This window comes from Flavobacterium rhamnosiphilum, assembly GCF_004349195.1.
GTDB lineage: Bacteria > Bacteroidota > Bacteroidia > Flavobacteriales > Flavobacteriaceae > Flavobacterium > Flavobacterium rhamnosiphilum.
Window position 1 is genome coordinate 122,538 of record NZ_SMLG01000010.1, and the last position, 26,525, is coordinate 149,062.

Here is a 26,525-nt window from a genome sequence, read left to right on the forward strand (position 1 = left end):
TTTTTGTACTCTAATATTCCCATTTTCGTAATCGATTCAATTCTTCCTGTTCTTTAATTTCTTCAGCAGGAATAACTTTCAGGAATGAAGGATGTTGCTCGATTGCATATTCTACTTTTTCTACAATTTCCTCGATTGTATCATTATCGTAATCAATATCAAGAGGTTCTTTGATAATAAAGGATTGTAGAATCCCTTTTTTCTTCATGCGAAATCCTTTTTTGTCAAACGAACGACGAAACCCATCTATAACAATAGGAACCACGATAGGCCTGTGTTGTTTAATAATATGTGCTGTTCCTTTACGAACCGGTTTGAAAGATTTTGTTGTCCCTTGTGGAAAAGTGATTACCCAACCATCGGCTAGCGCAATTTTAATATTCTCAGTATCATTAGGGTTTACGTCTCGTTTTTCGGTTACATCAACGCCTTTGGCCCGCCAAGTTCTTTCAACAGTTATTGCGCCTACATAGGACAAAATTCTTGGTAACAAACCTGCCTGCATGGTTTCTTTGGCAGCAACGTAATAAATATTCATTTTAGGTTGCCAGAGATAGCAAACATTTTTAATGCTATCATCACGTCCGCTCAAACTCGCATTAAAAACATGAAACATAGCAACGACATCCGCGAAATACGTTTGATGATTGGAAATAAAAAGTACGTTGTTGTCCGGTAAATTTCTAATAATTTCTGAACCTTCAATCTGTAATTCGTTAAATCCTCTGTAGCGTCTATGCGTCATGGCTCCAAAGATTCGGATTAGCCATTTTTTTATAAATAATATGTGTCCGAAAGGATTTCTCTTCAACAATCCCATAAAATTTGTATTTTTTTTTGTGAATTTGGACTACAAACTTACGAAATTTATATTTGAAGTTGGTTGCTGAATTCAACTGAACAATTTGAAAACTACAACCAATTAATCCACATTTTTCTAATACTAAAAATTAAAATTTATTATCCAATAACCTCTTTCAAGACTTCTTTTAACTCACTCAACATCATTGCTGTAGCGCCCCACACAATATGCTCCTCAATTTTGAAAGCCGGAATACTGATGTTATCAGCATAGGAAGTTGACAAATTCGTATCCACTACAAGTGCATCGTCTAAGAAAACCGACAAAGGCAATTCGATAATATTTGCCACTTCAGAAGCTTGGGGTATAAATACCAATTCTTCTTTACTGATACCTAAAAAAGGATGCACCATAAAGTTACTTGGCGGAATATATAATTCTGTAAATGGTTTAAGAATTTCAATTTTATCCGGATGAATTCCTACCTCTTCATGCGTTTCCCGAAGAGCAGTTTTAGCAAAATTTTCATCATCCAATTCGTATTTACCTCCAGGAAATGCAATTTGAGCAGAATGAACACCTTTATAGGAATTTCGGACAATCAATACCAAATGTGTTGTGTCATTTTTAGGATAAAAAAGCATCATTACAGCTGCTATTCTTGGTTTTTTATCTTCAACATTGATGTTTTTTAAGCTTTCTAATCGCTCTAAAGGTGCCATTTTTACATGTGCATCAAAAGCTGGAAGCCTTGCCTCAATTAATTTAGGAACATACCGTAAAAATTCTTGAAAATCCATAATCAAAGTCTATTTTTGCATATAAAACAGCATATAAATATAGTTTAGAAAATACAATTGCACAAGTTTTCTATAACCAAAAAGTCATTACAGATGTACAGCAAAGAAGAAACACAAAGATTAAAGCGAGAGTTCTGGATTGCATTCGCAGAAAAATATCCCCGAAAATGGGTATTATACGATACTAAAATCAAGGATTTTTCTTTTAAATTTTATGTGGACAATAAAAAAGCTCAAGTTTTAATCGATATTGAACACCGAAGCGATGAAAAAAGAATTGCTTATTTTGAAAAATTGGAAGCGCTAAGAAATATTCTCGAAGAGGATTTTATCAAAGACTTGGTTTTCGAAAAAGAATACACACTGGAGAGTGGCAAAACCATCAGCAGGATTTGGGTTGAAAAACTAGGAGTCGGTGTCAGTAATCGCAACTATTGGGATGAAATATTTGACTTTTACAATGAAAAAATGAATGCTCTGGAACTGTTTTATTTGGAGTACGACGATTTTATAAAAGACATTGAAAAGCTTTAATGACATTAATCAATATATAGTCCAATATATTTTTGTCTCATCGAGAGCAGTCGAGATGCAATACAGGTTCTCGACTGCGCTCGAACTGACAAATTAGAAATAATAATATAAATTGGAAAGCCATTCACGATTAAAAAAAATGCATTAATTTGAACGATTTAATTGTTCAAATTAATGCATTTTTTATCCAAATCATCACATATTGAAGATATTATACACGATAATCCGATCTTCATAATTGATATACAATTGCTTTCTATTATCCTGTTTTTTTCTGGTGATTATAGAAACGGTACAGTCTAATCCTTCATTATCCTTACAGGTAAACGAATAAACAATATCAGTATCATTCTCTTCGATAGGTTGATACTCTATGATTTCAAATAATTGAATGATTTGAGAATAAACCACTATCCTATTTTTATTGGTATCCAATGTGACTAAAATATTGACCAGATCCAAATCAGACCATTTGCCCCATTTCCCTTTTTCTGTTTTTTCTAAAACACTAAAACCCGAAGTTTTAAACTTGTAATTTTGTCCAAAAGAATGTTGTAATCCCATTACTAAAAAAAGCAATACTATATATATTTTTGTCTTTGTCATTCCTTATAAATTAAAAATCAAAATTATTTATTTCTTTTCTGGCTGTTTCAAAATCGGTTATCATTTCCTGAATGATTGTTGCGGCTGGTTTTATCTCATGAATCAATCCGGCTATTTGTCCAATCTCTAATTCCCCTTCGATTAAATCGCCTTCAAACATTCCTCGTTTTGCCCTTGCTCTACCTAACAAACCAATAAGTTCTTCTTTGGTTGGGCATTTTTCATACAATTGCTGAACATCCTGATAAAACTTATTTTTAATCAATCGAACAGGAGCGAGTTCTTTCAAAGTCAGTTGTGTATCGCCTTCTTTAACATTTACTATCGTTTCCTTAAAATTAGCATGTGCGGATGATTCTAATGATGCTGCAAATCTACTTCCTACCTGAACTCCATCTGCTCCCAGTACCATTGTTGCAAGCATACCGCGACCCGTAGCAATACCACCAGCAGCAATCAACGGGATAGAAATCTTTTCTTTCACCATCGGAATCAGCGTAAGCGTAGTTGTTTCCTCTCTACCATTATGCCCACCGGCTTCAAAACCTTCGGCAACAACAGCGTCAACACCGGCGTCTTGTGCTTTTAATGCAAAAACAGAACTGCTGACCACATGTACAACCGTTATGCCATTTTCTTTCAAATAAGGAGTCCATGTTTTTGGATTCCCAGCCGATGTGAAAACGATTTTTACACCTTCATCAACGATAATTTTCATGATTTCTTCGATGTTGGGATACAACATCGGGACGTTTACTCCAAAAGGTTTTGAAGTGGCCTTTTTACATTTTTGAATGTGTTCGCGTAAAATTTCAGGATACATGGAACCTGCTCCAATCAATCCTAAACCTCCGGCATTACTCACTGCACTTGCTAATTTATAACCACTATTCCAAATCATTCCTCCTTGAATAATTGGATATTTAATCTTAAAAAGGTCTGTGATTTTATTCATGTATTTTTAATACTATAATTTTTTAATTATTTTTCCCGTTTTAGAAAAACCATCTGATTCCATTTTATAAAGATACACTCCTTCATGGAGCGATTTCAATGAAATAATGGATGTTTGCGGTGTGATTTTTTGTTCTAAAACTTTTTGCCCCAAAATGGAATAAATAAATACTGTTCCCCTATCAAATTTTGCAGGCAAAGAAACCGAAACGGAATCACTGGCGGGATTGGGATAGAGTATAAGATCATCTTTAGAAAAATCGGCTACCGATAATCCATTGGCCAAAGCCAAACTAAAATCGGGAATTCCATAACCAAATTCTACCGTTGGCATCGCAAATCTATCAGCCGATCGTGTGATTAATTGCTTAATTTCCTGATTCGTTTTTGTGGGTAATGCTTGCCACAAACAAGCTACCATTCCTGCAATAATGGGCCCGGAATAAGAAGTTCCACTTCCACTATTACTAATATTTCCCGTAGCGTCCAAAACATACGGATTTTGTCCTTGAGCCGTAACATCCGGTTTTACTCTCCCGTCAAAAGATGGACCTTGGGAGCTAAATGTAGCATAAGTCTCGTCCGCTTTTACGGCACCAATTGCCAATGCATTTAAGGCATCTGCCGGTGCAGAAATATAATGCCAAGCCTCGTTTCCTTCATTTCCAGCTGAAACTACGCACACCATTCCACGACTGAAAGCGATGTCTAATCCTTTTGAAATAAAAGTCGTTGAACCGTTCATGTCATTGTAAGTGAAATTATAATTTGGATTGTCAAATTCTGTGTAACCCAATGACGTATTAATAATATCTACCCCTAAATAATCTGCTTCTTCGGCAGCTTCAACCCAATTTGATAGTTCCAATGGTTCTTCTTTAGAGCCATCTTCTGTTATAAATAAATAATAAGAAGCATCTGGTGCAGTTCCAACAAGTGCATTGTCTACAAATCCCCCCATTAAAGAAAGTACGGAAGTTCCATGAGAAATTCCCGTGTAAAAATTAGCATTTCTATTTACATAATCATAACCACCCAAAATTTGATTATTGTCTCTTAATTTTTGAAATGGCTGAGCGGTATTGACTCCAGGAAAACCCGCATCTAACACAGCAATTATTTTTCCCGAACCCGTATAATTGGATTGGTGTAATAACTGTCCGTTCAGCATTTGGATTTGATTGGCCGAATTTCCGTAATTAAACGTAGAAGATGTTTTCGCGTTTTTGTTTTCCAGCTTTGTTTTAACCTTTTTTGTTGCACTTATTTTTCCTGTACTAATCGAATGATTGGCAAAATCAATCTTTTCCACAAAAGATAATAGTTTTAGCGCAGTAATATTGGTTTGCAAACCACGAACGTGAACACAATTAAACCATTTTGATTTGGCTTTCACCGTAATTCCGGTTGAAGTAATAATCTGGTCTATATAAGGTTGATAAATTGGAATATCTTTACTATCCAAAGTTATACCTTGTTTCAATCGTCTATCCAAAGATCTTTGCGAGAGCATTGTCAACGGATTATCGAGATACGTTTGCGAGCCTGGTTTGTCTTTAAAATACACCCAAGCATCTTCTTGCGAAAAACCAGTTGAAGTAATCAGTAAAAAAAGAAATATGTAGATTTTTTTCATAGTCAACTTTATTTTTTCAAGTCACAAAAACTCCAACTATTGCTAAGATTGAATCATTATCATTACTTTTCAGGATATACTTAATTCCAGAAAAGTAATCATTTTTTGATCTTTTTATAAATAAAGTACTAAACTAAGAAATTACTCCCGAACCAACTAATTCTTCCCCTAAATACCAGGCTGCAAATTGTCCTTCTGTTATTGCAGATTGCGGTTCATCAAAAGCAACGTACATTCCGCTTTCAAATTGATGCAAAGTAGCTTTTTGCAAAGGTTGTCTGTATCGAATTCTTGCCATAACATCCATAGTTTCTCCATTGGCTAAAGCCAAATCTTTACGAATCCAATGCACTTCGGTTTTTTCTATAAACAAGGCGCTCTTGAATAATCCGGGATGCTGACTCGTCAATCCAGTATAAATAGTATTGGTTTCCACATTAGTGGCAATAATAAACAATGGATCTGTTGTTCCGCCAACATTTAATCCTTTTCGTTGTCCAATGGTAAAATAATGGGCACCTTGATGTTTTCCCACTACTTTCCCCATATCTGGAGTGTACGGAATTTTTCGTGCATCAGATAGCAAACTATCTTCCAAAGTTAATTCGGCTTCTTTTTCAAAACTGTAAACAGGATCGTTTTTATCAATTTGAATTATAATTCCGTCTTTGGGTTGCAATTTTTGTTGTAAAAACTCCGGTAAACGCACTTTTCCGATGAAACATAATCCCTGTGAATCTTTCTTTTCGGCAGTAATCAAATCCTTTTGAGCCGCTATTTCTCGAACTTCTGGCTTTGTCAATTCTCCAATAGGAAACAATGATTTTGCCAATTGCTCTTGAGATAATTGACACAGAAAATACGATTGATCTTTATTGGTATCAGCGCCGGCTTTAAGTTGATAAACCGTTTCACCATTTACTTCGATTTCACTTTTCTGACAGTAATGTCCGGTAGCCACGTAATCGGCACCAAGACTTAAAGCAATTTTCATGAAAACATCAAATTTTATTTCGCGGTTACAAAGTACATCGGGATTTGGAGTACGTCCTTTTTCATATTCGTTGAACATATAGTCCACGATTTTCTCTTTGTATTCTTCACTTAAATCAACTGTTTGGAAAGGAATCCCTAACTTTTCAGCAACTAATAAAGCATCATTACTGTCTTCAAGCCACGGACATTCATTAGAAATAGTAACGGAATCATCATGCCAATTTTTCATAAAAAGGCCTATGACTTCATACCCTTGTTGTTGCAATAAATAAGCAGCAACACTTGAATCTACACCTCCAGAAAGTCCTACAACAACACGCTTCATCTTCAAAAAATTATAATTTTACAAGGATGCAAAGTTACAAAAGATTTACAACAGTATTTATTAAGTATAAAGTTAATTCTTTTTGGATTTTGTTGCATTTTCAGGAAAACTCATATTCGTTTCTTTTATCAATTTCCCTTTTTCAAAAAACTGCCAAATTCCTGATTTTTTACCATTTACAAACTGTCCTTTAGAAACTACATTCCCATTAGTGTCTCTGAAAATTGCTAAACCACTGTAAATATTATTCTTAAAAAGTGATTCTTCCAACAAAATCCCTTTTTCAGTATATTTTTTATAAAAACCATTCTTCAAGTTGTTTTTATAACTGATTTCTTCGGCTATTTTACCGCTAGGATAAAAAACCGTACGCAAACCTTCCAACTTTCCATTTACGTAATTCTCTGTTGTCATTATATTTTTTGAAGCTTGGTGGTAATACTTCCATTGTCCTTCAAATAATTTATTGACCACTTTGCCTTCACTCACTTTATTTTTATTCTGATCATAGAAAATGGTATACGCCGAATTGTCTTTTGCATTAAATTCCCTTGTAGCAATTATAGATTTAGCTTTGGTATCATCGTAAAAATTAAAAATTCCAATTTCTTTTCCATGCTCAAAAGTCCCTTCATATCTAGGTCTTTTTGATTCCTCATAAAACCCTTTCCATACTCCGTGTTTTTTTCCTTTTTCATCTAACTTGTTGAAATCTGTTTGTGCATAAAGAAAAAACACATTCAAAAACATCAAAACAAATAGTCCTTTTTTACAAAATGTCTTCATACTTACTTTTTTATAATAACGAATTTGGATCGCTTAAATTATATGTAAATAAAAAAATCCCGAAATATATCGAGATTTTTCTATTTATTATTTTTTCTTCTGTTGTGCTTTTTGAGCTTCAGCCTGTTCCATAACTTCTTGCAGTTTTTTCTGGAATTTGCCTTGTTTTTTCGGCTCTTTCAATTTGTTTTCTTGAATTTGAGCATGAATCTTATCACTATCGATAAAGTATCTTTTGATGACAATCATAATTCCAATGGTAATTAGATTCGAAATAAAGTTATACAAACTCAATCCAGCACCATAACTATTGAAGAAAAACAACATCATGATTGGCGATACATAAATCATGATTTTCATCATCTTCGCCATATCCGGCATTCCTTCTTGTTGCGGAGCCGCCATTTGTTGATCCCCAGAAGTCATTTTCATATAGAAGAAAATAGCAATCGAGGCCAGCACTGGAAACAAACTGATGTGATTTCCGTAAAAAGGAATATAGAAAGGCAATCGTATTATTTCATCAAAAGACGATAAATCATCTGCCCATAGGAAACTTTTTTGTCTTAACTCAAAAGCCGATGGGAAAAACTGAAACGAAGCATACATAAAAGGAAGCTGAATCAAAGCTGGAATACATCCTGCCATAGGATTTACTCCCGCTTTATTATACAATTTCATAGTTTCCTGTTGTTTCTTCATTGGGTCTTTTTTGAATTTTTCTCCCAATTCAGTAATTTCAGGTCGCAATACTTTCATCTTGGCTTGTGACAAGAACGATTTGAACGTAATAGGCGACATTGCCAATTTTATTAAAATTGTAAAAATAATAATAGCAATTCCATATGCGATGTAAGAACTTAAAAATCCGAATAATGGAATAAAGATAAATTTATTGATCCATCCGAAAATTCCCCAACCTAATGAGATAATTTTTTCTAAATTTTTATCGTAATGACTTAAAGTCTTGTAATCAGTTGGACCAAAATACCAACTCATTTTATGATCTAATTCTCCATTATCAAAAGCTAATGGGATATTTGCTTTAAATTGTTTCGTAAAAGTGGTATCTACTTTATCATCAAGAACCAAATTATCAGACTTCACTTTAGCAGTTTCGAAAGGAGTTTTTGTCAAAAGTATCGTTGAGAAAAAGTGCTGTTTGAAAGCTACGAAAGTTGCTTTTTCAAGATCTGATTCTTCTGTTTGCCCTAAACCTGCGTAATCAATTTTTCCATCTTCGTGTTCGAAATAGATTTCAGTATAACGGTTTTCATAAGATACACTTTTCTCATTTCTATAGGTTTTCAAGTTCCATTCTAAATCCAACGGTTTAGCTGTATTTAAAACTTTGTTCAAACCTTGGGAACGAATGTCAAAACCAATCATGTAATCGTTTGGTTTCAATATGTACTTGTATTCCAAGAATTCGTTAGCTCCCGCTTTCAACTTCATGGACAACACTTGATCTGACCCAACTTTTGTCAAAGTAGGCTCAAAATACAAATCTTTAGAATTTAAAGTACGGTTATCACTGGTAAGCAATTGTACATTTAAATTGGCATTATTGTCTTTTATCAATTCAACTAATTGTCCGGAACCTTTCTTGAATTTTTCAAATTTTTTCAAAGTAGCCTCAACAATATACCCTCCTTTATTGGCAATTTTCAATGTAACCAACTCGTTTTCAATAGTTGTAAAACCAGCTTTAGCAGAAGGAAGCGTTGCAGAATAAGCAAAATTCCCTAACGTTTTTTGCAATTGGGCCAATTGTGTAGAATCTCCGGTTGCTGCAACTGCAATAGTAGCTTTTGCAACAGTTTTCGTCTCTAATTCTTTGGCTTTAGTCTGCTTAATTACGAGCTCTTTTTGGGCTTTCTCCGCAGCAACCACTTTTGGATCAGGCTGATTTTGATACATAATCCAAACCAAAATACCAAAAATTAATGCAAAACCAATAATCGAATTGAGGTCTAATTTTTTTTCTTTCATTATTATATTTAAAAAAGTTTAATCTATTAGTATAAAGTTTGATGAATTGTTTCAAAAAACAAAAACTATTTTTTCTTTGCTTGAACGGCTGCTGCCACAAAACTCACAAAAATAGGATGCGGGTTTGCTACCGTACTTTTGTATTCCGGATGGTATTGTACCCCGATGAAAAATGGATGATCTTCTATTTCTATAATCTCAACCAATCCTGTATCTGGATTCACTCCTGAAGCAATCAATCCCGCATTTTGTAATTGCGCTACATAATTACTGTTGTACTCATAGCGGTGACGGTGACGTTCCGAAATAGTCTCTTTCCCATAGATTTTGTATGCCAATGAATCTTGTTTAAGATCACATTTCCATGCACCAAGACGCATCGTTCCACCCTTATCAGTAATCGTTTTTTGCTCTTCCATAAGGTTGACAACTGGATGCGGCGTTTGCTCATACATTTCAGTAGAATTAGCATCTGGATAACCAAGAATATTTCTTGAATATTCGATAATTGCCATTTGCATACCCAAACAAATTCCGAAAAACGGCACTTTATTTTCACGGGCATAACGAACTGCTTCGATTTTTCCTTCGATTCCTCTTTCTCCAAAACCAGGAGCAACAAGAATTCCGTCTAAACCGGCTAATTTCTCGTTTATATTTGTTGCGTCAATGTGTTCTGAATGAATAGAAATCACATTTACTTTGGTTTCATTTGCGGCACCTGAATGAATAAATGCTTCCAAAATAGATTTGTAACAATCTTGCATTTCTACATATTTACCAATCAAACCAATGTTTATAGTATGTTTTGGATTTTTCAATCTGCGTAAAAAAGTATTCCAGTTTTTTAAATCCGGAGCGGCTTTTTTAGGCAAATCTAATTTCTTTAACGCTACCACATCAAGTCCTTCTTCCAGCATTAAATTTGGCACTTCATAAATAGTCGAAGCATCAATAGATTGAATAACAGCTTCTCTTTTTACATTACAGAATAAGGCCAATTTATTGCGAATCTCATCCGAAAGTTCATGCTCTGTTCTACAAACTAATATATCCGCTTTGATACCACTTTCCATCAATGTTTTAACGGAATGTTGTGTCGGTTTTGTTTTCAATTCTCCTGCGGCAGCCAAATAAGGTACTAAAGTAAGGTGAATTACGATAGCATTATTCTCGCCCAAGTCCCAAACCAATTGACGAACGGATTCTATATAAGGTAATGATTCTATATCTCCTACTGTACCTCCAATTTCGGTAATAACAATATCAAAATCGCCAGAATTACCTAGCAATTGCATTCTTTCTTTAATTTCGTTGGTAATATGAGGTACAACTTGAACCGTTTTCCCTAGAAATTCTCCTCTGCGTTCTTTTTCTATTACCGAAAGATAAATTCTACCAGTTGTAACATTATTTGCCTGAGAGGTTGGAACGTTCAAAAAACGCTCGTAATGCCCTAAATCTAAATCCGTTTCTGCACCATCATCTGTTACATAACATTCTCCATGCTCATAAGGGTTCAAAGTACCCGGATCAACATTAAGATAAGGATCAAATTTTTGAATTGTTGTTCTGTATCCTCTTGCTTGTAACAATTTTGCCAAAGATGCTGCTATGATTCCTTTCCCCAGAGAAGAAGTCACACCGCCAGTGACAAAAATATATTTCGTTTGATTCATTCTGTTGTTGTTTGTGTTGTAGTTGTGTAAAAAACTTGGCAAAAATACAATTATAAATTGAGAAAAAGCTAATTTGAAAATGAGATAATTTGGAAATTTAAGAATTACTAAATGTTCCAATTTAAAATTCAGAACATTATTGAATTCATAAATTAAAGTGGTTTCGGGTATCTTTTTTTAATATTTCGTATCAATTCCTCTAATCCGTTCAATTTTAGCTCATATATGAGTTGAAGTTGTTGCCCTAACTCCCCTTTCGGAAATCCTTTATTGCTATACCAAACCACATAATATTCAGGCAAGTCAATAAGATACTTTCCTTCGTATTTACCAAAAGGCATTTTAGTATGAGCAAGTTTGATGAGTTGTTTTTGGTTTTGATCCATTTTTTTGGAGAAAAAAAGAAAAAAGAGACAAGAAGTAAGACTATTAAATAAATCGTACTTCTTGCCTCTTTTTTCAATATTCCACTTTATTTCCAGTTAAAAATAATACGTTTTTCGATTTCGGTATTTAAACTCAGAAAAACAGGACAGGTCATAGCCGCTCTTTCCAGAATGGTTTTATTCTTTTGATCTGCTTCTCCATACATCTCAAAAGTAATTTCTATTGCACCGATGCGTCTTGGTTCAGCATTCATGATTTTAGTGACTTCAGCAGTTGACCCTTTCAAATCAATTTCCAGATCACGTGCTTTTATCCCCATAATAGTCATCATACAACTTGCCAAAGCATTGGCAACAGTATCCGTCGGAGAAAAAGCCTCACCTTTCCCATTATTGTCTACAGGAGCATCCGAAATAATTTCAATTCCTGATTGTATATGAATTGAAGAGGTTCTTAAATCCCCTAAATAAGTCACTATTGATGTCATTAGTTTGCTTGTTTTATAGTTAAATCAGTGTCATAGTATAAGATATACACTCCTTTATTAATGTAACCACCGTCTTCTTTTTTGTAAAATTCGAACTTATTATCTACTTGCTCCGTAGCAGTATTGTCAACCGTTTCTTGATATTTTTTACCTTGTGACAATCGCATCATGGTATCAAAAGTAATATCAAAACCTCGTGTGGCAAATGCACTAGGGTAAATTTTATTCTTCTTTTTAAATTCTTTTTCGAAAACTAAAGCTTCAGGAGATTCATTTTCACGAGTAACAGAAGGATACATTAATTTCAACTTTGTTAAATTTACAAAACTGATTTCATCCGTATCTAATGTTTCATTTGGTTCCAGAATAACCAATTGCACTTTATAAACAGCCATAGCACTTAACATAGTCGCTATTGTTGATTTAATCATTCCCGTATTTGCTGTTTCCATCACCACATAGTTTATTTTATCTTTCACAAATAAACTTTTTAAATTTTCAGCAGATACACCACCATTTGCATTAAGCGCTGAAAATTTTACATCTTTATGATTCTCTTTAATAAACTGTATAACCGATTCTTTTTTCTTATCGACTACCGCTACAATATTCCCATTTTTCGCTCTCATGAAATCGAACATGGCATTTTTAACGGCTGTGGTAGTAGGAATCGTTTGAAACATATTGCCAAATGAATTACCCGTGTCTTTTGACAAAGGTGAAATCACAGGCACTTGATTTGTACTTAATAATTCAGCGGTTTTTTCAACATTATTTTGATAGAAAGGCCCAATGATAGCATCGGAATTTTCCAGATTATTTTCTTTAATTATTGCAGCAATAGTAGAGGTGTTTTTAGTTTCCTGAGAATCAAATATATTCACATCTATAGCAAGTCCCAGTTGTTTAGCCGAATCAATTGCCACCAAAGCTCCTGCATAAAAATCTAAAGTCATGTTCAAGAATTTGTCTTTTTTCAAGCGCATTGCAGTGGAATTGACAGTATCTCCTGCAATTTTTGAAATATTAAAAGGCAAAAGGAGTACTAATTTTTTTCTGCTGTTACTTTTCTTTGAGATTACAGCGTATTCCTTTTTGGTTTCCTGCGGGAAACTAATCGTTGCCGGAAATTTCAAAATCATACCTTCCACAACACCTTGAGATAAAGCAGGATTAAGAGTAATTAATTCTTCCTGACTCATTCCTGCCATATTTGATAAACTATAAAGTGTTTCTTTTGGTTTCACCACATAATTCAAATAATTAACTGCGGTAGAAACTTTTTCAGGACTCGCTTTTATAATTTCTTTTTTGGATTCAACCACTGTGGCAGTTTTATCCACTTTTGGTCCCGAAGTTTCGGGATTTCCTTTGATAATTAATTTATAACCAACAGGTAAATTCGAAACTATTTCAGGATTTTTTTTCTCCAATTCTCCAATGGTAATGCCATATTTCTTGGCAATAGAATATTTGGTTTCTTTTGGAAGAACATCATGATATACTACTTTTGCTTGTGTTGGAGTAGTGTTTTTTTGTCCAATACCAGAAGGAATAGTAAGGGTTTGCCCTATTTGCAATCCATCTTTTTCTAGAAAAGGATTTGCTTGTTTTAATGCTTCGTCAGAAACACCATATTTTTTTTCGATACCATACAAAGTCTCTTTTGGCGCTACTTCATGGGTTACAGTTTTCGCATTTGCCTTAGCTTGAACCGCAACTTTTTGTTTACCGTTGCTTTTTGGAATCAGTAAAACACTATTGGGTTTCAAACCACTTTGTGCATCTGGATTTAATTGATAGATATCAAATGGAGTAACCTTATACTTTTGTGCAATCTGATTGATTGTCTCTCCTTTCTCTACTTTATGTGTAGTAGTTTTTTCTTGTGAAAAAACACTGTAATTAAAAAACAAAGCCGTTATACAAATCGCAAAAAAATATTTCATCATTTTTATTTATAAAATTATTCAATCATTAATAACGGAACGGTATCAAATTTTATTCCAAAAATTTGATACCGTTTTATAGAGAACATTAAAAAATAATGATGTTCAAAGATTTAGATTAAAATCTAAATTATTATTCCCACTCAATAGTTGCAGGCGGTTTTGAACTAATGTCATACACCACTCTATTTACTCCTTTTACTTTATTGATAATATCATTAGATATTTTCATCAAGAAATCATACGGTAAATGTACCCAATCAGCAGTCATACCATCAGTAGATTCTACTGCACGAAGCGCAATCACTTTTTCATAAGTACGCTCATCGCCCATTACACCTACACTGTTAACCGGAAGCAAAATTGCTCCTGCTTGCCATACTTTATCGTACAATCCCCAAGATTTCAATCCTTCGATAAAAACAGAATCTACTTCTTGTAAAATTCTAACTTTCTCTGGCGTAATATCTCCTAAAATTCTAATGGACAATCCTGGTCCCGGGAAAGGGTGTCTTCCTAATAATTCTGGATCAATTCCTAATGAAGCTCCTACTCTACGTACTTCATCTTTGAAAAGCATGCGTAAAGGCTCCACAATTTTTAATTTCATGTAATCAGGTAAACCTCCTACATTATGGTGCGATTTAATAGTCGCCGAAGGTCCTTTTACCGAAACTGATTCAATAACATCAGGATAGATTGTTCCTTGCGCCAACCATTTTACATCTTCTATAAGGTGTGATTCATCATCGAAAACTTCGATGAATACACGTCCAATAATTTTACGTTTGGTTTCTGGATCACTAACTCCTGCCAATTCCGACAAAAAGCGATCTCCTGAATCTACTCCTTTTACGTTTAAACCCATTCCCTTGTATTGGTCCAATACATTTTGGAATTCGTTTTTACGAAGCAAACCATTATTTACAAAAATACAGTATAGGTTTTTCCCAATAGCTTGATGCAATAAAACTGCCGCTACTGTAGAATCTACCCCTCCAGAAAGACCCAGAACTACTTTGTCGTCTTGTAATTTTTCTTTTAATTCTGCCACCATTTCCTCAACAAAAGCATTTGGTGTAAAGTTTTGAGGAACTTCTGCTATTTTCACTAAAAAGTTTTCCAGCATTTTTGATCCATCAGTAGAGTGGAAAACCTCAGGATGGTATTGAATGGCATAAGTTGTTTCCCCTTCAATTTTGTAAGCGGCAAATTCCACATCGTGAGTACTTGCAAGCTTTACTCCATTGGTTGGCAATACTTTGATACTGTCACTATGGCTCATCCAAACTTGGCTGTTCTCAGAAACACCTTCAAAGAAAATTTCGTTCTCTTTTATAAAAGACAAATTGGCTCTACCATATTCTCTTGTATTTGAAGCTGCTACCTCACCACCACTAAAATGGGATAAATATTGCGCACCGTAACAAACGGCCAGCATAGGAAGCTTTCCTCTAATTTGAGATAAATCTGGATGTGGAGCATCTTCTCCTCTAACAGAAAAAGGGCTACCTCCAAGAATTACGGCTTTATAACTTGATAAATCACTCGGAAAATGATTGTAAGGGAAGATTTCGCAGAATATATTTAATTCGCGAACTCTACGCGCAATAAGCTGTGTATATTGCGATCCGAAATCTAAAATAAGTACGTTGTGTTGCATGCGCAAAAATACTTTTTATATTTTGAATTGAAAAATTGATTTTTGAAAAATATTCTTTTTATTTGTCAACCTTAGAGTATTCCTCTAAAATCAAACAGAATAACCCTATAAAAAAACCTGACAGTATCATTTTCGGAAGCGAATCAGGCAATCTAAAAATTAATTTAAACTAAAATTAGGATTAAAAATTGGTGCAATTCTATCTAACTCTTTATTCTTTAATAATTAGAAATTTTCCTTTTACACCTGCATCCCAATTTTCCCAAAAATCAGATTTAATAAACTTTCCTTCCGCATCATAAATCTGAAATTCAGCTGTATTCCCTCCTAATGAACCTTTATTAAGAGCTTCTATTACAAATGTATTTATTCCTTCTTTAAAAAATATTTTAAATTGCTGATAATTATCTTTCATTACCAATCTATCTTCTACAACTGCATCATTAAGTGATGCTCTCGCTAAATCTCCATCAATCTGTCCAAAATCACGAAATTTAATTATAAAGTATTTTGATTTAGTTCTAATCTCTCCAAAATTGACATCAATTTTAACTAAAAGTCTAGAATCTTCTTTCAAACCCTCTTTAACTAATGTTTTACCTAAATCCTTTTCCATTTTATCCATATAAACATCTCCTGGATTAATAAAATCATTTTTTGGAGTCATGCTTATAGTGCTTACTTCTCCAATTTTTAATACTGAACTGGGCGTTTTAATTTCAGAGCTTTTAAAAACATTTGGAGTTGCAATAGCCGGTATATCGATCTCCGGCGGGATTACTTTTTTAATTTTTGGACTTCTATCTATAGGTAGAATTGCTTTGAATTTTGTACTAAAATCACCCTGACCAAAGCTTTTTGAAGCTATACCAATAATTATTATAAAAAAAAGAAACTGTTTCATACTAAGTTGGACGTTGACGAATCAATATTTATTAAAAATTTAAAATAAAAAAATCAATGGCTTAAATTCACAAAAATAGCGTAAATTAATTTTCTTTGTTTTTACCGAATTGGAAAATTGAATTTTGAAATTATCCCTTTCTATTCTTTCATTAATATTATGGTTGCTTTGAAGCCCATACCAAGATTCCATTGGCTATCCGAAATAAGACTTCCTTTATCATCATAAACTTGAAATTCTGCTGTATTAGGCGGAGCAAATCCTTCGTTTAATGCCTCAAAATCAATCTTATTAATTCCTTTTTCTAATTTTATCTCGAACCCTTTAAATTCTCCATCCATAACGACTTCATAATCTATCACCTTATCGTTTAAATATACTCTAATCTTATCTCCATCAACGTATGCAGCATCTCGATATCGTATTCTGGATGTAATTGATGTAGTTTTGAAATTACCTAAATTTTGATTTCTTCTGTAAGTAACACGTTCTGGACTCACTTCTTTTTTATTAATCCCCTTAGGATTAACAAAATCGATTTTAGAGACATTATTAGGTAATGATGGTTCCAGTTTTTTTATAACTTTTGGCGAAGCGATTTTTGGCAAATCTGCTTTTGGCGGAGTTACTTTTTTAATTTTAGGGGCATTATTTTTAGGCGGAATTGGTTTAAATTTTGAACTAAATTCATTCTGGGCATATCCACTTAAAGACATACTTATTGCAATCATTAAAAATAAAATCCTTTTCATAACTTTTTTAAATTAGTTTATCTGTGCTTGTAAAATTTTAAAAATAAAAAACTAATCATATAGAATGACTAATTGCAGTATAATTTAACTTTCATTTATAACATTCAATTTTTAAATTTATTGCGTTTTAGAACAGATACTATTCTAACATTTCTCAACAAAAATTGAACTTTTTAATTAAAAATTACTGTTTTTCATTTCAGTATTTTTTATAAATTGCAAATATTATGCCACACCAAAAATTGCATTTAAACAATGTAAAATAATACCTAAATACAATTAAAATGAAAAGAGAAAACATATTGACAGGCTCACCATGGGAAGACAAAATGGGATATTGCCGTGCAGTACGCATTGGAAATATCATTGAAGTATCAGGAACGGTAGCCATTGTTGATGGTGAAAAAGTAAAAGCTGACGATGCTCATGCCCAAACACTAAACATTTTAGAACGCGTAGAAAAAGTTCTGGAAGACCTGAATGTCAGCATGAAAGATGTCATTCGCACCCGTATATTCACTACTGACGTTTCTACATTTGAAGCAGTAGCAACAGCTCATGCCAAATTCTTTAAAGACATAAAACCAACTACTGGTTTCTACGGAATTAATCAACTGGTAGCCCCTGAATACTTAGTTGAAATCGAATTTACAGCGATAGCTTCTGAAAAACCGTTAATTCAAGAAGGATTATAATACTTTTGCAAAAAACACGCCTTCAATCCCAATAATGAATTTAGAAAACGCTAAAAAAATAATGTTTCTCACACTCAAATGGATTTTCATTTGCGTTTTAACAGGCATTTTTTCGGGATCAGCATCCGCATTTTTTTTAGTGACGCTGGATTGGGTTACACAGTATCGTGAACACAACAACTGGATGATTTGGCTTTTGCCAATAGGCGGCTTGATGATAGGATTGGTCTACTATTATTGGGGGAAATCTGTAGTTAAAGGCAATAACTTGTTGCTGGAAGAATACGAAAATCCTCAAAAAATAATTTCATTAAAAATGGCTCCATTAGTACTTTTTGGCACCTTAATCACACATCTTTTTGGAGGTTCAGCGGGTCGTGAAGGAACAGCCGTACAAATGGGTGGCGCCATCGCCGATCAGTTTACAAGAATCTTCAAGCTTGATAATACCGACAGAAAAACACTAATCATCCTAGGAATTAGCGCTGGTTTTGCCTCCGTTTTTGGAACGCCTTTGACTGGAGCTTTGTTTGCTTTGGAAGTTCTATATTTCAGCAAAATCAGTTATAAAAGCATTCCGTTGTCCTTTTTAACGGCATACATCGCTTATTTCACCGTTGATTTCTGGCACGTAAAACATACTCATTATAGCATTCCAATCCTTCCCGAAATGCGTTTCACAACCTTATTTTGGATAATTTCAGTAAGTATTCTTTTTGGCTTAGCCGCTATGCTATTTTCTCGGAGTACGCATTTTTGGAGTCGTTTATTTTCAAAAACCATATCCTTTCCTCCGCTTCGTCCTTTTATTGGAGGGATAATTCTTGCGGTGGCAGTTTACTGCATTGGAACTACAAAATACATTGGTTTGGGAATACCGGCGATTGTTGATTCCTTTTCTAATCCAAATGCTTCGTATGATTTTATTTTAAAAATACTATTCACAGGGTTTACGCTGGGCGCAGGATTCAAAGGAGGTGAAGTAACTCCGTTATTTTTCGTTGGTGCTACTTTAGGAAGTGCTTTATCGATTGTAGTTCCTTTACCTATCGCACTTTTAGCAGGAATGGGATTTGTAGCCGTTTTTTCGGGAGCAACCCACACTCCTATTGCTTGTACGGTTATGGGAATGGAACTTTTCGGGATAGAAAGCGGGATTTTTATTGGTATTGCTTGTCTTATCGCTTATTTTTCTTCGGGGTCGGTGGGAATTTATAATGCCCAGATAGTAAAAGGAGCAAAATACCAGGTGTATCAAAAATTAAGAAGAAAAAATATGGAACTTTTGTAACATTGTAAAAGTTTGTTAATTACACAAATGATTTCAACTTTACATTAAAAAAATGTAATTTCGCAATCTATGAAAATACAAGACATTCAAGCGATACAGTTGTTATTATCAACTCCAAAAAAGATTGCCATAATCCCACACCGAGGTCCTGACGGAGATGCCATGGGCTCTACCTTAGGATTATATCATTTTTTGTTAAAAAACAATCACCATCCTGTGGTGGTTTCTCCAAATGAATTCCCTGATTTTCTGGCGTGGATGCCCGGATCAGAAACCGTAAAAGTATACGAAAAAGACAAAGAAAATTGCACTAAAATACTGGAAGAAGCAGAACTTATTTTCACTTTAGATTTTAATGCTTTGCACCGCGTAGGTGAAATGGAACATGCTTTAGCCAAGCTAAAAGCGCCATTTATCATGATTGATCATCATCAAAAACCAGATGATTATGCCGCATTTACCTATTCAGACACCTCGTTTGGTTCCACTTGTGAAATGATTTATAACTTCATTTTATTTCTTGGAAAAAAAGAAGACATCGACAAAACTATAGGAACTTGTATTTACACCGGAATCCTTACTGATTCAGGTTCTTTTCGTTTTCCAAAAACAACAGGAACAACCCATCGAATTATCGCTGAATTAATTGATTTAGGTGTCGAAAATACGGAGATTCCAACCTTATTATTTGACAACAACTCTTTTGGAAGACTGCAATTATTGGGAAGAGCACTTCAAAATATGAAAGTGCTGACGGAACACAAAACCGCTTATACTACCCTTACTCAAGACGAGTTGAATACTTTTGATTATGTAAAAGGCGATACCGAAGGAATTGTAAACTACGGATTAAGTATAAAAGGAATCGTTTTTACCGCTATATTTATCGAAAATAAAGAAGAAAAAATCATCAAGATTTCATTTCGTTCACAAGGTGATTTTGATGTCAATCAATTTGCCAGAGATTATTTCAATGGTGGCGGACATCGCAATGCTGCCGGTGGAAAATCAGAAGTATCGATGGAAGAAACGATACGGAAATTTGAAGATTTAGTAACAACGCTAAAAATATAATAGATGTCAAAATTTAGTACGTTAATCGTATTTGGGTTCTTTTTATCCCTACTCGTTTCAGGCTGTAAACAGCATCAGGATGCCCGAAAGCCTATTTCACAGACTTCCGGAAGCTTCATGAAGAAATCAATCGCACGCAATAAAAAACTGGTTGCCAACGAAGAAACTCAAATTGAGGCTTTAATCAAAAGCAATCCGAATGTAAAATACATCGCTTCCCAAAAAGGATATTGGTATACTTATGTGACGAAAAATGAAATCGATTCCCTTACTCCCAAAAAAGGTGATGTGGCATTTTTTGACTACGAAATAAAAGATTTAAAAGGTGCTGTTATCTATTCTGAATTGGAATTAAGACCACAAATCTATTATGTAGACAAGCAAAACATCATGATGGGATTGCGTGACGGTATCAAATTAATGCGAAAAAACGAAAAAGTGAGTTTCCTTTTCCCATCAAATATGGGATATGGTTATCATGGAGACGACAAAAAAATTGGTACCAACCAGCCTTTAATATGTACTGTAACTTTACTTGATTTTAAATCGGAAGCAGTGTATAAAAAAGAAAGTGAAGCCCAACTAAAAGCAACACCCGCACCAGCAAAACCAGAAACCAAAACCGTAATAAAACCCAAAGACACTATAACTCAATAAAATTAAATTTAGAAATGAAAAAAAAGATCCTATTCGCATTCCTAGTTATTGCTTCATTTTACTCTTGTAAAGAAGAGCACAACAATCTTCCTGATGGTTTATATGCAAAAATAGAAACCAATAAAGGAGAAATAATTGTACAATTAGATTTCGAAAAAGCACCTATAACTGTTGCTAACTATGTAACTTTAGCCGAAGGAAAAAATGAATTTGTTACCAATGAAAACCTCAAAGGCAAACCATTTTTTGACGGATTAAAATTTCATAGAGTACTTCCAGAATTCATGATTCAAACGGGCGATCCTTTAGGAACAGGATCAGGAGATACCGGTTATAAATTTAAAGACGAATTTTCAGATTTAAGATTTGATAAAGGTGGCGTTTTGGCTATGGCCAACAACGGACCTACAACTAACAGCAGCCAGTTTTTCATCACGCATCTTGCAACGCCTTGGTTAGACAGAGAGCATACTATTTTTGGTCATGTAGTCGAAAAAGGAATGGATGTTGTAAACAAGATTGTACAAAATGATTACATCAATAAAGTTACCATCATAAGAAATGGTGAAGCAGCCAAAAAGTTTAATGCTGTAAAAACATTCAATGATTATTTTTCAATAGAATCTGAAAATCAAAAGAAAAAAGCGGCCATTGCTGCTGAAAACAAAAAAATTTACGACGCGAAATACAAGGAAGTTCGGGAACAAAAAATTGCTTATTTCACCGCTTTAAAAGCAAAAGCAACAAAAACACCTACAGGATTGCAATATGTAATCACAAAAAAAGCTGGCGGTAAAAAACCTGCCAATGGCACCCATGTTTTCATACACTACGCCGGTTTTCTTGAAGACGGGGAATTATTTGATGCCAGTGTCGAAAGTGTTTCTAAGACTTTTGGAAAATACGATGAAAACAGAGCGGCTCAAAACGGGTACCAACCCATCCCTTTTCAAGCCGGGAAAAAAGATGGTATGATTCCTGGTTTCATTGAAGGACTGGAAAAATTATCTTTTGGAGACAAAGCTGTAATTTTTATTCCATCTCGATTAGGATATGGTGAAGCGGGAGCCGGAGGCGTAATTCCGCCAGGCGCTAATATTATTTTTGAAATTGAATTATTGGAAACAATGCCTCAACAATAACAGATTAAAAAAGTTAGACCTTAAATACTTAAAAAAATGAAATTTAAAATTCTGTTTTTATTATTTCTGGGAATGTTAAACTTGCATTCTCAAACTACAAAGAAAGCTGTTCCGGTTAAAAAACCTGTGACAACGGTGAAAACTGCTGTAAAACCTGCTGTAAAAAAACCAGCAGTAATAGAAGGGATTTTCGCAACAATTGCTACAAATAAAGGAGATATTGTTCTTGATTTAGAATACAAAAAAACTCCGGTTACCGTAGCTAACTTCATCACACTTGCTGAAGGTAAAAATGCTTTTGTAACCGATGAAAAACTAAAAGGAAAACCTTTTTTTGATGGTTTAAAATTTCACCGTGTACTTAGTGACTTCATGATTCAAGGAGGTGATCCTTTAGGAAATGGTTCTGGTGGTCCAGGTTATGTGTTCAAAGATGAATGTTTACCTGAATTAAAAATGGACAAAGCAGGTGTTTTAGCCATGGCTAATGCTGGTCCAGGAACTAACGGAAGCCAGTTCTTTATCACGCACAAAGAAACCAATTACTTAAATGGTCGTCATACTGTTTTTGGTCACGTTATAACTGGACAAGATGTAGTTAACGCTATTGCTCAAAATGATGTGATTACTAAGATTACCATCGTTAGAAAAGGAGCTTTAGCCAAAAAATTTGATGCTCCAAAAGTGTTCTCGGATTATTATGCCAATAAAGCCGAAGACGCTAAGAAAGAAGTTGAGCAGAAATTAGCTAAATGTAAAAAAAATACTGAAGCTAACTTTTTAGCCTATCCAAAAGTGGCAGTAGAATTTTCAAATGCAAAAACAACTGCAAGCGGACTAAAATATATTGTATTACAAGAAGGAACAGGAGCATCCCCTATAGCATCAAGTAATGTAAAAGTACATTACACGGGTATGCTTTTAGACGGAAAAATTTTTGATAGTAGCGTACAACGTGGTGAACCGATTAGCTTTGGTTTAAACCAAGTAATAAAAGGTTGGACTGAAGGTGTTCAATTAATGAAAGAAGGTGCTAAGTATAAATTCTATATTCCATCCTATTTGGCTTATGGGGAGCAAGGTGCAGGTGGTGTGATTCCACCAAATTCAGACTTAATTTTCGAAGTAGAACTACTTAAAATTAACTAATAATAAAAACATCCGTTTACATTAAAAAACCCGTCTCGTTCCTAAAAACGAGACGGGTTTTTTATGCGCTATCCTTTTAAATTTCGCTCCAGTCTTACAGGAACTTATATTCCTTATATGGTTAGATTTTAAAACACATAAGAAATATAAGTTCATGTAAGTTCTAAATTAGACAGACCGCTACTCTTAGACTATTATTTCTTTCCAAATTTCCAGTCAAATTCATCTTTTTGATTGATAATGGCACCAATCTCAAATTTCACCACCTCATCAAATTCCGTTTGAAAAATAATCCAGTTTTCCTCGTTGAAATAGTTTTCGAACGTGTCGAATTCTTCCTGAGTGAATTTCGTTATTCCTTTGACAACCAAATCTTTTTTGACCTCGCTGATTTTTCTATTGATTATTTTATTCCCAAACAAATCCAGTTCCGCACTCGAAGCCACGATATAACCCAATTTGAATTCTTCCTCCACATAGAAAGTCAAACGCATTTTTAGTTTGTTGTAGGCAAAAATCACATTATCATCTTCATCCTTGTAATTCCTGTCCGGTTTACCGTAAATAGCGGTAACGTCATTTTGTTTCATTCCGAAAATGAGCTTGTCAATTCCGTTTTTTGGATTTATTTTCATACGTAGTTTATATTTGTTTTTTAAAGGAATATGTAATTAATGACAGTTGATATTATTTTTGGATGTCATTGAACTTTGTTTCGCATAGCGCTACCGGGGTTTATTTCGAGTTTACGTTATGCTCATTTCATATTCATTTATTTGACCGCAAAGTTCGCAAAGTTTTTCACAAAGTCCACTACCTTTTTTATTTAAAAATTAGCGGTACCGAAACACCAATCTCCATCCCGAAATTCAAAATTTGGGCGTGACCCGCTGAAAAAGCGGGTCGGGCTATACGTTTCAATCTCCCGAAGAAAAATCGGGAGGATTTTCACTGCTATCCCTCACGCAGATCAACTGCAATGGCAATTCCAAAAATCAATATCCAACTTCAAACCAAAATTCCAATTTGTACTATTATTTTTATATATTTGATTTTAATAAAATATGACGTTGTCAGACATAGCAACCCAATTTAAGGTGGATAAGTCGGACATCGTCAGACATATAAACAAGTTGTGTGCTATTTTAGAAATCCAGGAATTAAGAAACAATGAAAAAAATATTAATTATTACATTCCTAACATACTCAGTTATCGCATCAGCACAAACAAAAAAAATTCAATTTGTTAGAGGCGATTATCCTTCCAAAGATAAATTTGGATGGATAAAACTAGATAGAAGTAAAGTAGCTCGTGAAATATTAAATTTCAGAGGCGCTTGCTGTGACAATCCTGCACCGGAATTAATGAATGCCGAAGTTGTAAATGATACGTTATACATTGATAAGGCAATCGAAGAACATGATAGACATGATAATGTAGGTATTTGTGGACAAACCATAATGCTAGTTATTGACACGATCGAACATCCTAATTACAAGAAGTTAATAATTAGTTATAAAAAATTAAAGTCAACAAAAAACCGAAAAATTCCACACATAAAAGGTTGAGATTAAAACAGCACACAACAGCGGCTAAGCGCAATGCCTGCCGCAGGTGCAACACAGGCACTTCGCCTAGCCTCGGAACGTTGTGTGCTATTTTGCAGCAGGCTCAAGAGAAAGAGAATTTAAATAACAAATTACCTATGAAAAAAGCATTCTCATTATTAATCATTTTTATTCTTATTTTTGGGTGTAAGGCACAAATAAAAGAATTTTCATTACTAGGAAAATGGAAACAAATTGAAAGATTAGGAAATAATGGAGCCAAAAATTTTAGTATCCCAATTGAAAACGGTATTACAATCACCTTTGAAAATGGCAATATTATAACCGATAAGTTTGGTAAAAAAGGAACATATGAAATTAACGGAGAGCAACTGCATATCAAGTTTCCAAAGAGAGATTATTTTTATCTTTTCTATCCTGATAAAAATGACTCTGAAAAAATGTATTTAAGTCCTGTCACCCCAGAATATCAAATTATTTGTGATGAAGGTTGTGCTGATGTTTATGAAAAAATAGAATAATTTTTATTATGAATAATTTACGCTATTTTATTTTGTCCTTTTTTTATAGTATGCTATGCTTCTCTCAAGAATCAGATTCCATTGCAATTTATCTCAAGGATGCCTGCCAACAAAAAAATGTCAATAATGCTAAAGTAACCTTGGAGGGATATAAAAAGAAACCCATAATTGCTAAATACAATAGTACCAAAAAATATTACTATTTTGAGAATATTCCAATAGAATACAATACCATTTTTGTTACTCATAGTGATTTTGAAACAGAAGGCATACAAGAAAATAACGGCTTTCCTAAAAGAATTAATTTACAACTTAATTGCAAAGGAAACATCAGGGAAACCAGAACTAAAGAACTTGTTAGTAGTGAATTGAGATCTGGGGTGAGTTATGCTGTATATAAAACAGATACAATTTTTACAGGAAGTGTTGTTGTTCGGGACAACTATAAAGTAAAAATTTCTATAAAAAAATCATACAATTTATCATTTAATGAAGTAAAAAGAAAGATTGATTCCATAGTGATGCCTTATGGTTTAGAATATATTGACAATCTAGTTCCTGATATGTTTTTTGCTCATTTTAATGGGTTAATGATAAATAGTAATTCAGAAAAATCATTTTCCACACAATCACTAGACAAAACCAAATCAATGAGCGATTTACTTTTAGACCAAGAATCTATTTTAGGTTCATTTAATAAATATGGTGATTTTGTAAAAGACAGCCCTTATAGTTTTTGGGATTATTATTATTTCCAACTACTTTACCGAAAAAAGGACAAAACAGCATTTAGAGGAGATTCTGACTTGCTAATAAATGAAATTGAAGTAAACAATAAAGAGTTAATTCTTAACTTATTATATTATGATAAATTTTTCATTGGGGGCGACTATCCATTGAATATTTCTTGTAAAAATTTATCCAAATATGATAATCAAATTATGAACTATCAGTTTCTGAAAGATTATGACAATGACTCTACCCGAGTTCTTTTTATGGATGAATATTTTGAGCATAGACCTATTTTTTTAGCTAAACATGAGCTTGACAAAATAATTGATGGGGAAGTTGTATATGTCCCAGCTCCGCATCGGGATAGATCAAATTTTAACTATAAATTGGAACTATCAAAAAATAAATAAAAACATCACACAACAGCTACTCCTATGTAAAGT

The 26,525-nt window shown here is 33.8% G+C and carries 26 protein-coding genes; 10 read left to right on the forward strand and 16 right to left on the reverse strand.

Annotated features, from left to right (window positions below; genetic code table 11):
* Window positions 1–10: 10 nt before the first annotated feature.
* Together E0I26_RS13050 and E0I26_RS13055 are read right to left on the reverse strand one after the other, a co-directional pair.
* Window positions 11–820, reverse strand: a complete 810-nt coding sequence (locus tag E0I26_RS13050) for a lysophospholipid acyltransferase family protein (protein WP_131916906.1) — start codon at window positions 818–820, stop codon at window positions 11–13.
* Between the two features lie 140 nt (window positions 821–960).
* Window positions 961–1,602, reverse strand: coding sequence for an NUDIX hydrolase (locus tag E0I26_RS13055; protein ID WP_131916907.1), 642 nt, complete (start codon window positions 1,600–1,602; stop codon window positions 961–963).
* 93 nt (window positions 1,603–1,695) lie between these two features.
* Between E0I26_RS13055 and E0I26_RS13060 the strand changes: the two genes are divergently transcribed.
* Window positions 1,696–2,136: a DUF4268 domain-containing protein gene (locus E0I26_RS13060; protein WP_131916908.1), complete on the forward strand. Its 441-nt coding sequence runs from the start codon at window positions 1,696–1,698 to the stop codon at window positions 2,134–2,136.
* A gap of 195 nt (window positions 2,137–2,331) precedes the next feature.
* On the opposite strand, the gene E0I26_RS13065 is transcribed toward E0I26_RS13060, so the two are convergent.
* From E0I26_RS13065 to E0I26_RS13125, 13 genes are all read right to left on the reverse strand, one after another.
* Window positions 2,332–2,742, reverse strand: coding sequence for a hypothetical protein (locus tag E0I26_RS13065; RefSeq protein ID WP_131916909.1), 411 nt, complete (start codon window positions 2,740–2,742; stop codon window positions 2,332–2,334).
* 10 nt (window positions 2,743–2,752) lie between these two features.
* Window positions 2,753–3,697, reverse strand: coding sequence for an NAD(P)H-dependent flavin oxidoreductase (locus tag E0I26_RS13070; protein ID WP_131916910.1), 945 nt, complete (start codon window positions 3,695–3,697; stop codon window positions 2,753–2,755).
* A gap of 12 nt (window positions 3,698–3,709) precedes the next feature.
* Window positions 3,710–5,332 carry a S8 family peptidase gene (locus tag E0I26_RS13075; protein WP_131916911.1) on the reverse strand — a complete coding sequence of 541 codons (1,623 nt, stop codon included), beginning with the start codon at window positions 5,330–5,332 and terminating at the stop codon, window positions 3,710–3,712.
* A 133-nt stretch (window positions 5,333–5,465) separates the two neighbouring features.
* Window positions 5,466–6,653, reverse strand: coding sequence for a tRNA 2-thiouridine(34) synthase MnmA (gene mnmA / locus E0I26_RS13080; RefSeq protein WP_131916912.1), 1,188 nt, complete (start codon window positions 6,651–6,653; stop codon window positions 5,466–5,468).
* Between the two features lie 72 nt (window positions 6,654–6,725).
* Complete coding sequence (locus E0I26_RS13085) at window positions 6,726–7,439, reverse strand: toxin-antitoxin system YwqK family antitoxin (protein ID WP_131916913.1); 714 nt, start codon at window positions 7,437–7,439, stop codon at window positions 6,726–6,728.
* Window positions 7,440–7,526: 87 nt separating this feature from the next.
* On the reverse strand, window positions 7,527–9,431 hold the full coding sequence (yidC, locus tag E0I26_RS13090) for a membrane protein insertase YidC (protein ID WP_131916914.1): 1,905 nt from the start codon (window positions 9,429–9,431) through the stop codon (window positions 7,527–7,529).
* 65 nt (window positions 9,432–9,496) lie between these two features.
* Entirely contained in the window at window positions 9,497–11,110 is a 1,614-nt protein-coding gene (locus E0I26_RS13095; protein WP_131916915.1) for a CTP synthase, read from the reverse strand.
* Window positions 11,111–11,262: 152 nt separating this feature from the next.
* Complete coding sequence (locus E0I26_RS13100) at window positions 11,263–11,496, reverse strand: DUF3820 family protein (protein ID WP_099714715.1); 234 nt, start codon at window positions 11,494–11,496, stop codon at window positions 11,263–11,265.
* A gap of 86 nt (window positions 11,497–11,582) precedes the next feature.
* Window positions 11,583–11,984 carry an OsmC family protein gene (locus E0I26_RS13105; protein WP_131916916.1) on the reverse strand — a complete coding sequence of 134 codons (402 nt, stop codon included), beginning with the start codon at window positions 11,982–11,984 and terminating at the stop codon, window positions 11,583–11,585.
* Window positions 11,984–13,936, reverse strand: coding sequence for a LysM peptidoglycan-binding domain-containing protein (locus tag E0I26_RS13110; protein WP_131916917.1), 1,953 nt, complete (start codon window positions 13,934–13,936; stop codon window positions 11,984–11,986). Before E0I26_RS13110 ends, E0I26_RS13105 begins: the two co-directional genes overlap by 1 nt.
* 130 nt (window positions 13,937–14,066) lie before the next feature.
* Entirely contained in the window at window positions 14,067–15,596 is a 1,530-nt protein-coding gene (guaA, locus tag E0I26_RS13115) for a glutamine-hydrolyzing GMP synthase (RefSeq protein WP_131916918.1), read from the reverse strand.
* A gap of 211 nt (window positions 15,597–15,807) precedes the next feature.
* The gene (locus E0I26_RS13120) at window positions 15,808–16,500 is read right to left on the reverse strand and encodes a hypothetical protein (RefSeq protein ID WP_131916919.1); all 693 of its coding nucleotides are present in this window, start codon (window positions 16,498–16,500) and stop codon (window positions 15,808–15,810) included.
* A 140-nt stretch (window positions 16,501–16,640) separates the two neighbouring features.
* Window positions 16,641–17,252 (reverse strand): hypothetical protein, encoded by a 612-nt coding sequence (locus E0I26_RS13125; RefSeq protein ID WP_131916920.1) that lies wholly within the window; start codon window positions 17,250–17,252, stop codon window positions 16,641–16,643.
* A gap of 284 nt (window positions 17,253–17,536) precedes the next feature.
* Here E0I26_RS13125 and E0I26_RS13130 point away from each other — a divergent pair, with 284 nt between their 5' ends.
* The 6 genes from E0I26_RS13130 (at window position 17,537) to E0I26_RS13155 (ending at window position 23,260) form a co-directional block, all read left to right on the forward strand.
* The gene (locus E0I26_RS13130; RefSeq protein WP_099714710.1) at window positions 17,537–17,947 is read left to right on the forward strand and encodes a RidA family protein; all 411 of its coding nucleotides are present in this window, start codon (window positions 17,537–17,539) and stop codon (window positions 17,945–17,947) included.
* Between the two features lie 34 nt (window positions 17,948–17,981).
* On the forward strand, window positions 17,982–19,238 hold the full coding sequence (locus E0I26_RS13135) for a voltage-gated chloride channel family protein (protein ID WP_131916921.1): 1,257 nt from the start codon (window positions 17,982–17,984) through the stop codon (window positions 19,236–19,238).
* 69 nt (window positions 19,239–19,307) lie between these two features.
* Entirely contained in the window at window positions 19,308–20,312 is a 1,005-nt protein-coding gene (locus E0I26_RS13140) for a DHH family phosphoesterase (RefSeq protein WP_131916922.1), read from the forward strand.
* 3 nt (window positions 20,313–20,315) lie between these two features.
* On the forward strand, window positions 20,316–20,969 hold the full coding sequence (gene gldI / locus E0I26_RS13145) for a gliding motility-associated peptidyl-prolyl isomerase GldI (RefSeq protein WP_131916923.1): 654 nt from the start codon (window positions 20,316–20,318) through the stop codon (window positions 20,967–20,969).
* Window positions 20,970–20,983: 14 nt separating this feature from the next.
* Complete coding sequence (locus E0I26_RS13150; protein ID WP_131916924.1) at window positions 20,984–22,111, forward strand: peptidylprolyl isomerase; 1,128 nt, start codon at window positions 20,984–20,986, stop codon at window positions 22,109–22,111.
* Window positions 22,112–22,147: 36 nt separating this feature from the next.
* On the forward strand, window positions 22,148–23,260 hold the full coding sequence (locus tag E0I26_RS13155) for a peptidylprolyl isomerase (RefSeq protein ID WP_131916925.1): 1,113 nt from the start codon (window positions 22,148–22,150) through the stop codon (window positions 23,258–23,260).
* A 194-nt stretch (window positions 23,261–23,454) separates the two neighbouring features.
* Here the strand turns inward: E0I26_RS13155 and E0I26_RS13160 are convergent, their stop codons facing one another.
* Entirely contained in the window at window positions 23,455–23,895 is a 441-nt protein-coding gene (locus E0I26_RS13160) for a hypothetical protein (protein ID WP_131916926.1), read from the reverse strand.
* 535 nt (window positions 23,896–24,430) lie between these two features.
* Here E0I26_RS13160 and E0I26_RS13165 point away from each other — a divergent pair.
* The 3 genes from E0I26_RS13165 to E0I26_RS13175 are packed head-to-tail and all read left to right on the forward strand — an operon-like array spanning window position 24,431 to window position 26,492.
* Complete coding sequence (locus E0I26_RS13165; RefSeq protein WP_131916927.1) at window positions 24,431–24,829, forward strand: hypothetical protein; 399 nt, start codon at window positions 24,431–24,433, stop codon at window positions 24,827–24,829.
* On the forward strand, window positions 24,826–25,350 hold the full coding sequence (locus tag E0I26_RS13170) for a hypothetical protein (protein ID WP_131916928.1): 525 nt from the start codon (window positions 24,826–24,828) through the stop codon (window positions 25,348–25,350). Before E0I26_RS13165 ends, E0I26_RS13170 begins: the two co-directional genes overlap by 4 nt.
* Window positions 25,351–25,358: 8 nt before the next feature.
* Entirely contained in the window at window positions 25,359–26,492 is a 1,134-nt protein-coding gene (locus E0I26_RS13175; protein WP_131916929.1) for a hypothetical protein, read from the forward strand.
* Window positions 26,493–26,525: the final 33 nt, after the last annotated feature.

Bases quoted from the DNA above. Each gene is read 5' to 3' on its own strand.
- guaA (WP_131916918.1), bottom strand. From the start codon at position 15,596: ATGCAACACAACGTACTTATTTTAGATTTCGGATCGCAATATACACAG.
- E0I26_RS13095 (WP_131916915.1), bottom strand. From the start codon at position 11,110: ATGAATCAAACGAAATATATTTTTGTCACTGGCGGTGTGACTTCTTCT.
- E0I26_RS13110 (WP_131916917.1), bottom strand. From the start codon at position 13,936: ATGATGAAATATTTTTTTGCGATTTGTATAACGGCTTTGTTTTTTAAT.
- E0I26_RS13065 (WP_131916909.1), bottom strand. From the start codon at position 2,742: ATGACAAAGACAAAAATATATATAGTATTGCTTTTTTTAGTAATGGGA.
- E0I26_RS13140 (WP_131916922.1), top strand. From the start codon at position 19,308: ATGAAAATACAAGACATTCAAGCGATACAGTTGTTATTATCAACTCCA.
- E0I26_RS13055 (WP_131916907.1), bottom strand. From the start codon at position 1,602: ATGGATTTTCAAGAATTTTTACGGTATGTTCCTAAATTAATTGAGGCA.
- E0I26_RS13060 (WP_131916908.1), top strand. From the start codon at position 1,696: ATGTACAGCAAAGAAGAAACACAAAGATTAAAGCGAGAGTTCTGGATT.
- gldI (WP_131916923.1), top strand. From the start codon at position 20,316: ATGTCAAAATTTAGTACGTTAATCGTATTTGGGTTCTTTTTATCCCTA.
- E0I26_RS13050 (WP_131916906.1), bottom strand. From the start codon at position 820: ATGGGATTGTTGAAGAGAAATCCTTTCGGACACATATTATTTATAAAA.
- E0I26_RS13100 (WP_099714715.1), bottom strand. From the start codon at position 11,496: ATGGATCAAAACCAAAAACAACTCATCAAACTTGCTCATACTAAAATG.
- yidC (WP_131916914.1), bottom strand. From the start codon at position 9,431: ATGAAAGAAAAAAAATTAGACCTCAATTCGATTATTGGTTTTGCATTA.
- E0I26_RS13125 (WP_131916920.1), bottom strand. From the start codon at position 17,252: ATGAAAAGGATTTTATTTTTAATGATTGCAATAAGTATGTCTTTAAGT.
- E0I26_RS13105 (WP_131916916.1), bottom strand. From the start codon at position 11,984: ATGACATCAATAGTGACTTATTTAGGGGATTTAAGAACCTCTTCAATT.
- E0I26_RS13160 (WP_131916926.1), bottom strand. From the start codon at position 23,895: ATGAAAATAAATCCAAAAAACGGAATTGACAAGCTCATTTTCGGAATG.
- mnmA (WP_131916912.1), bottom strand. From the start codon at position 6,653: ATGAAGCGTGTTGTTGTAGGACTTTCTGGAGGTGTAGATTCAAGTGTT.
- E0I26_RS13155 (WP_131916925.1), top strand. From the start codon at position 22,148: ATGAAATTTAAAATTCTGTTTTTATTATTTCTGGGAATGTTAAACTTG.
- E0I26_RS13070 (WP_131916910.1), bottom strand. From the start codon at position 3,697: ATGAATAAAATCACAGACCTTTTTAAGATTAAATATCCAATTATTCAA.
- E0I26_RS13085 (WP_131916913.1), bottom strand. From the start codon at position 7,439: ATGAAGACATTTTGTAAAAAAGGACTATTTGTTTTGATGTTTTTGAAT.
- E0I26_RS13175 (WP_131916929.1), top strand. From the start codon at position 25,359: ATGAATAATTTACGCTATTTTATTTTGTCCTTTTTTTATAGTATGCTA.
- E0I26_RS13135 (WP_131916921.1), top strand. From the start codon at position 17,982: ATGAATTTAGAAAACGCTAAAAAAATAATGTTTCTCACACTCAAATGG.
- E0I26_RS13165 (WP_131916927.1), top strand. From the start codon at position 24,431: ATGAAAAAAATATTAATTATTACATTCCTAACATACTCAGTTATCGCA.
- E0I26_RS13120 (WP_131916919.1), bottom strand. From the start codon at position 16,500: ATGAAACAGTTTCTTTTTTTTATAATAATTATTGGTATAGCTTCAAAA.
- E0I26_RS13130 (WP_099714710.1), top strand. From the start codon at position 17,537: ATGAAAAGAGAAAACATATTGACAGGCTCACCATGGGAAGACAAAATG.
- E0I26_RS13150 (WP_131916924.1), top strand. From the start codon at position 20,984: ATGAAAAAAAAGATCCTATTCGCATTCCTAGTTATTGCTTCATTTTAC.
- E0I26_RS13075 (WP_131916911.1), bottom strand. From the start codon at position 5,332: ATGAAAAAAATCTACATATTTCTTTTTTTACTGATTACTTCAACTGGT.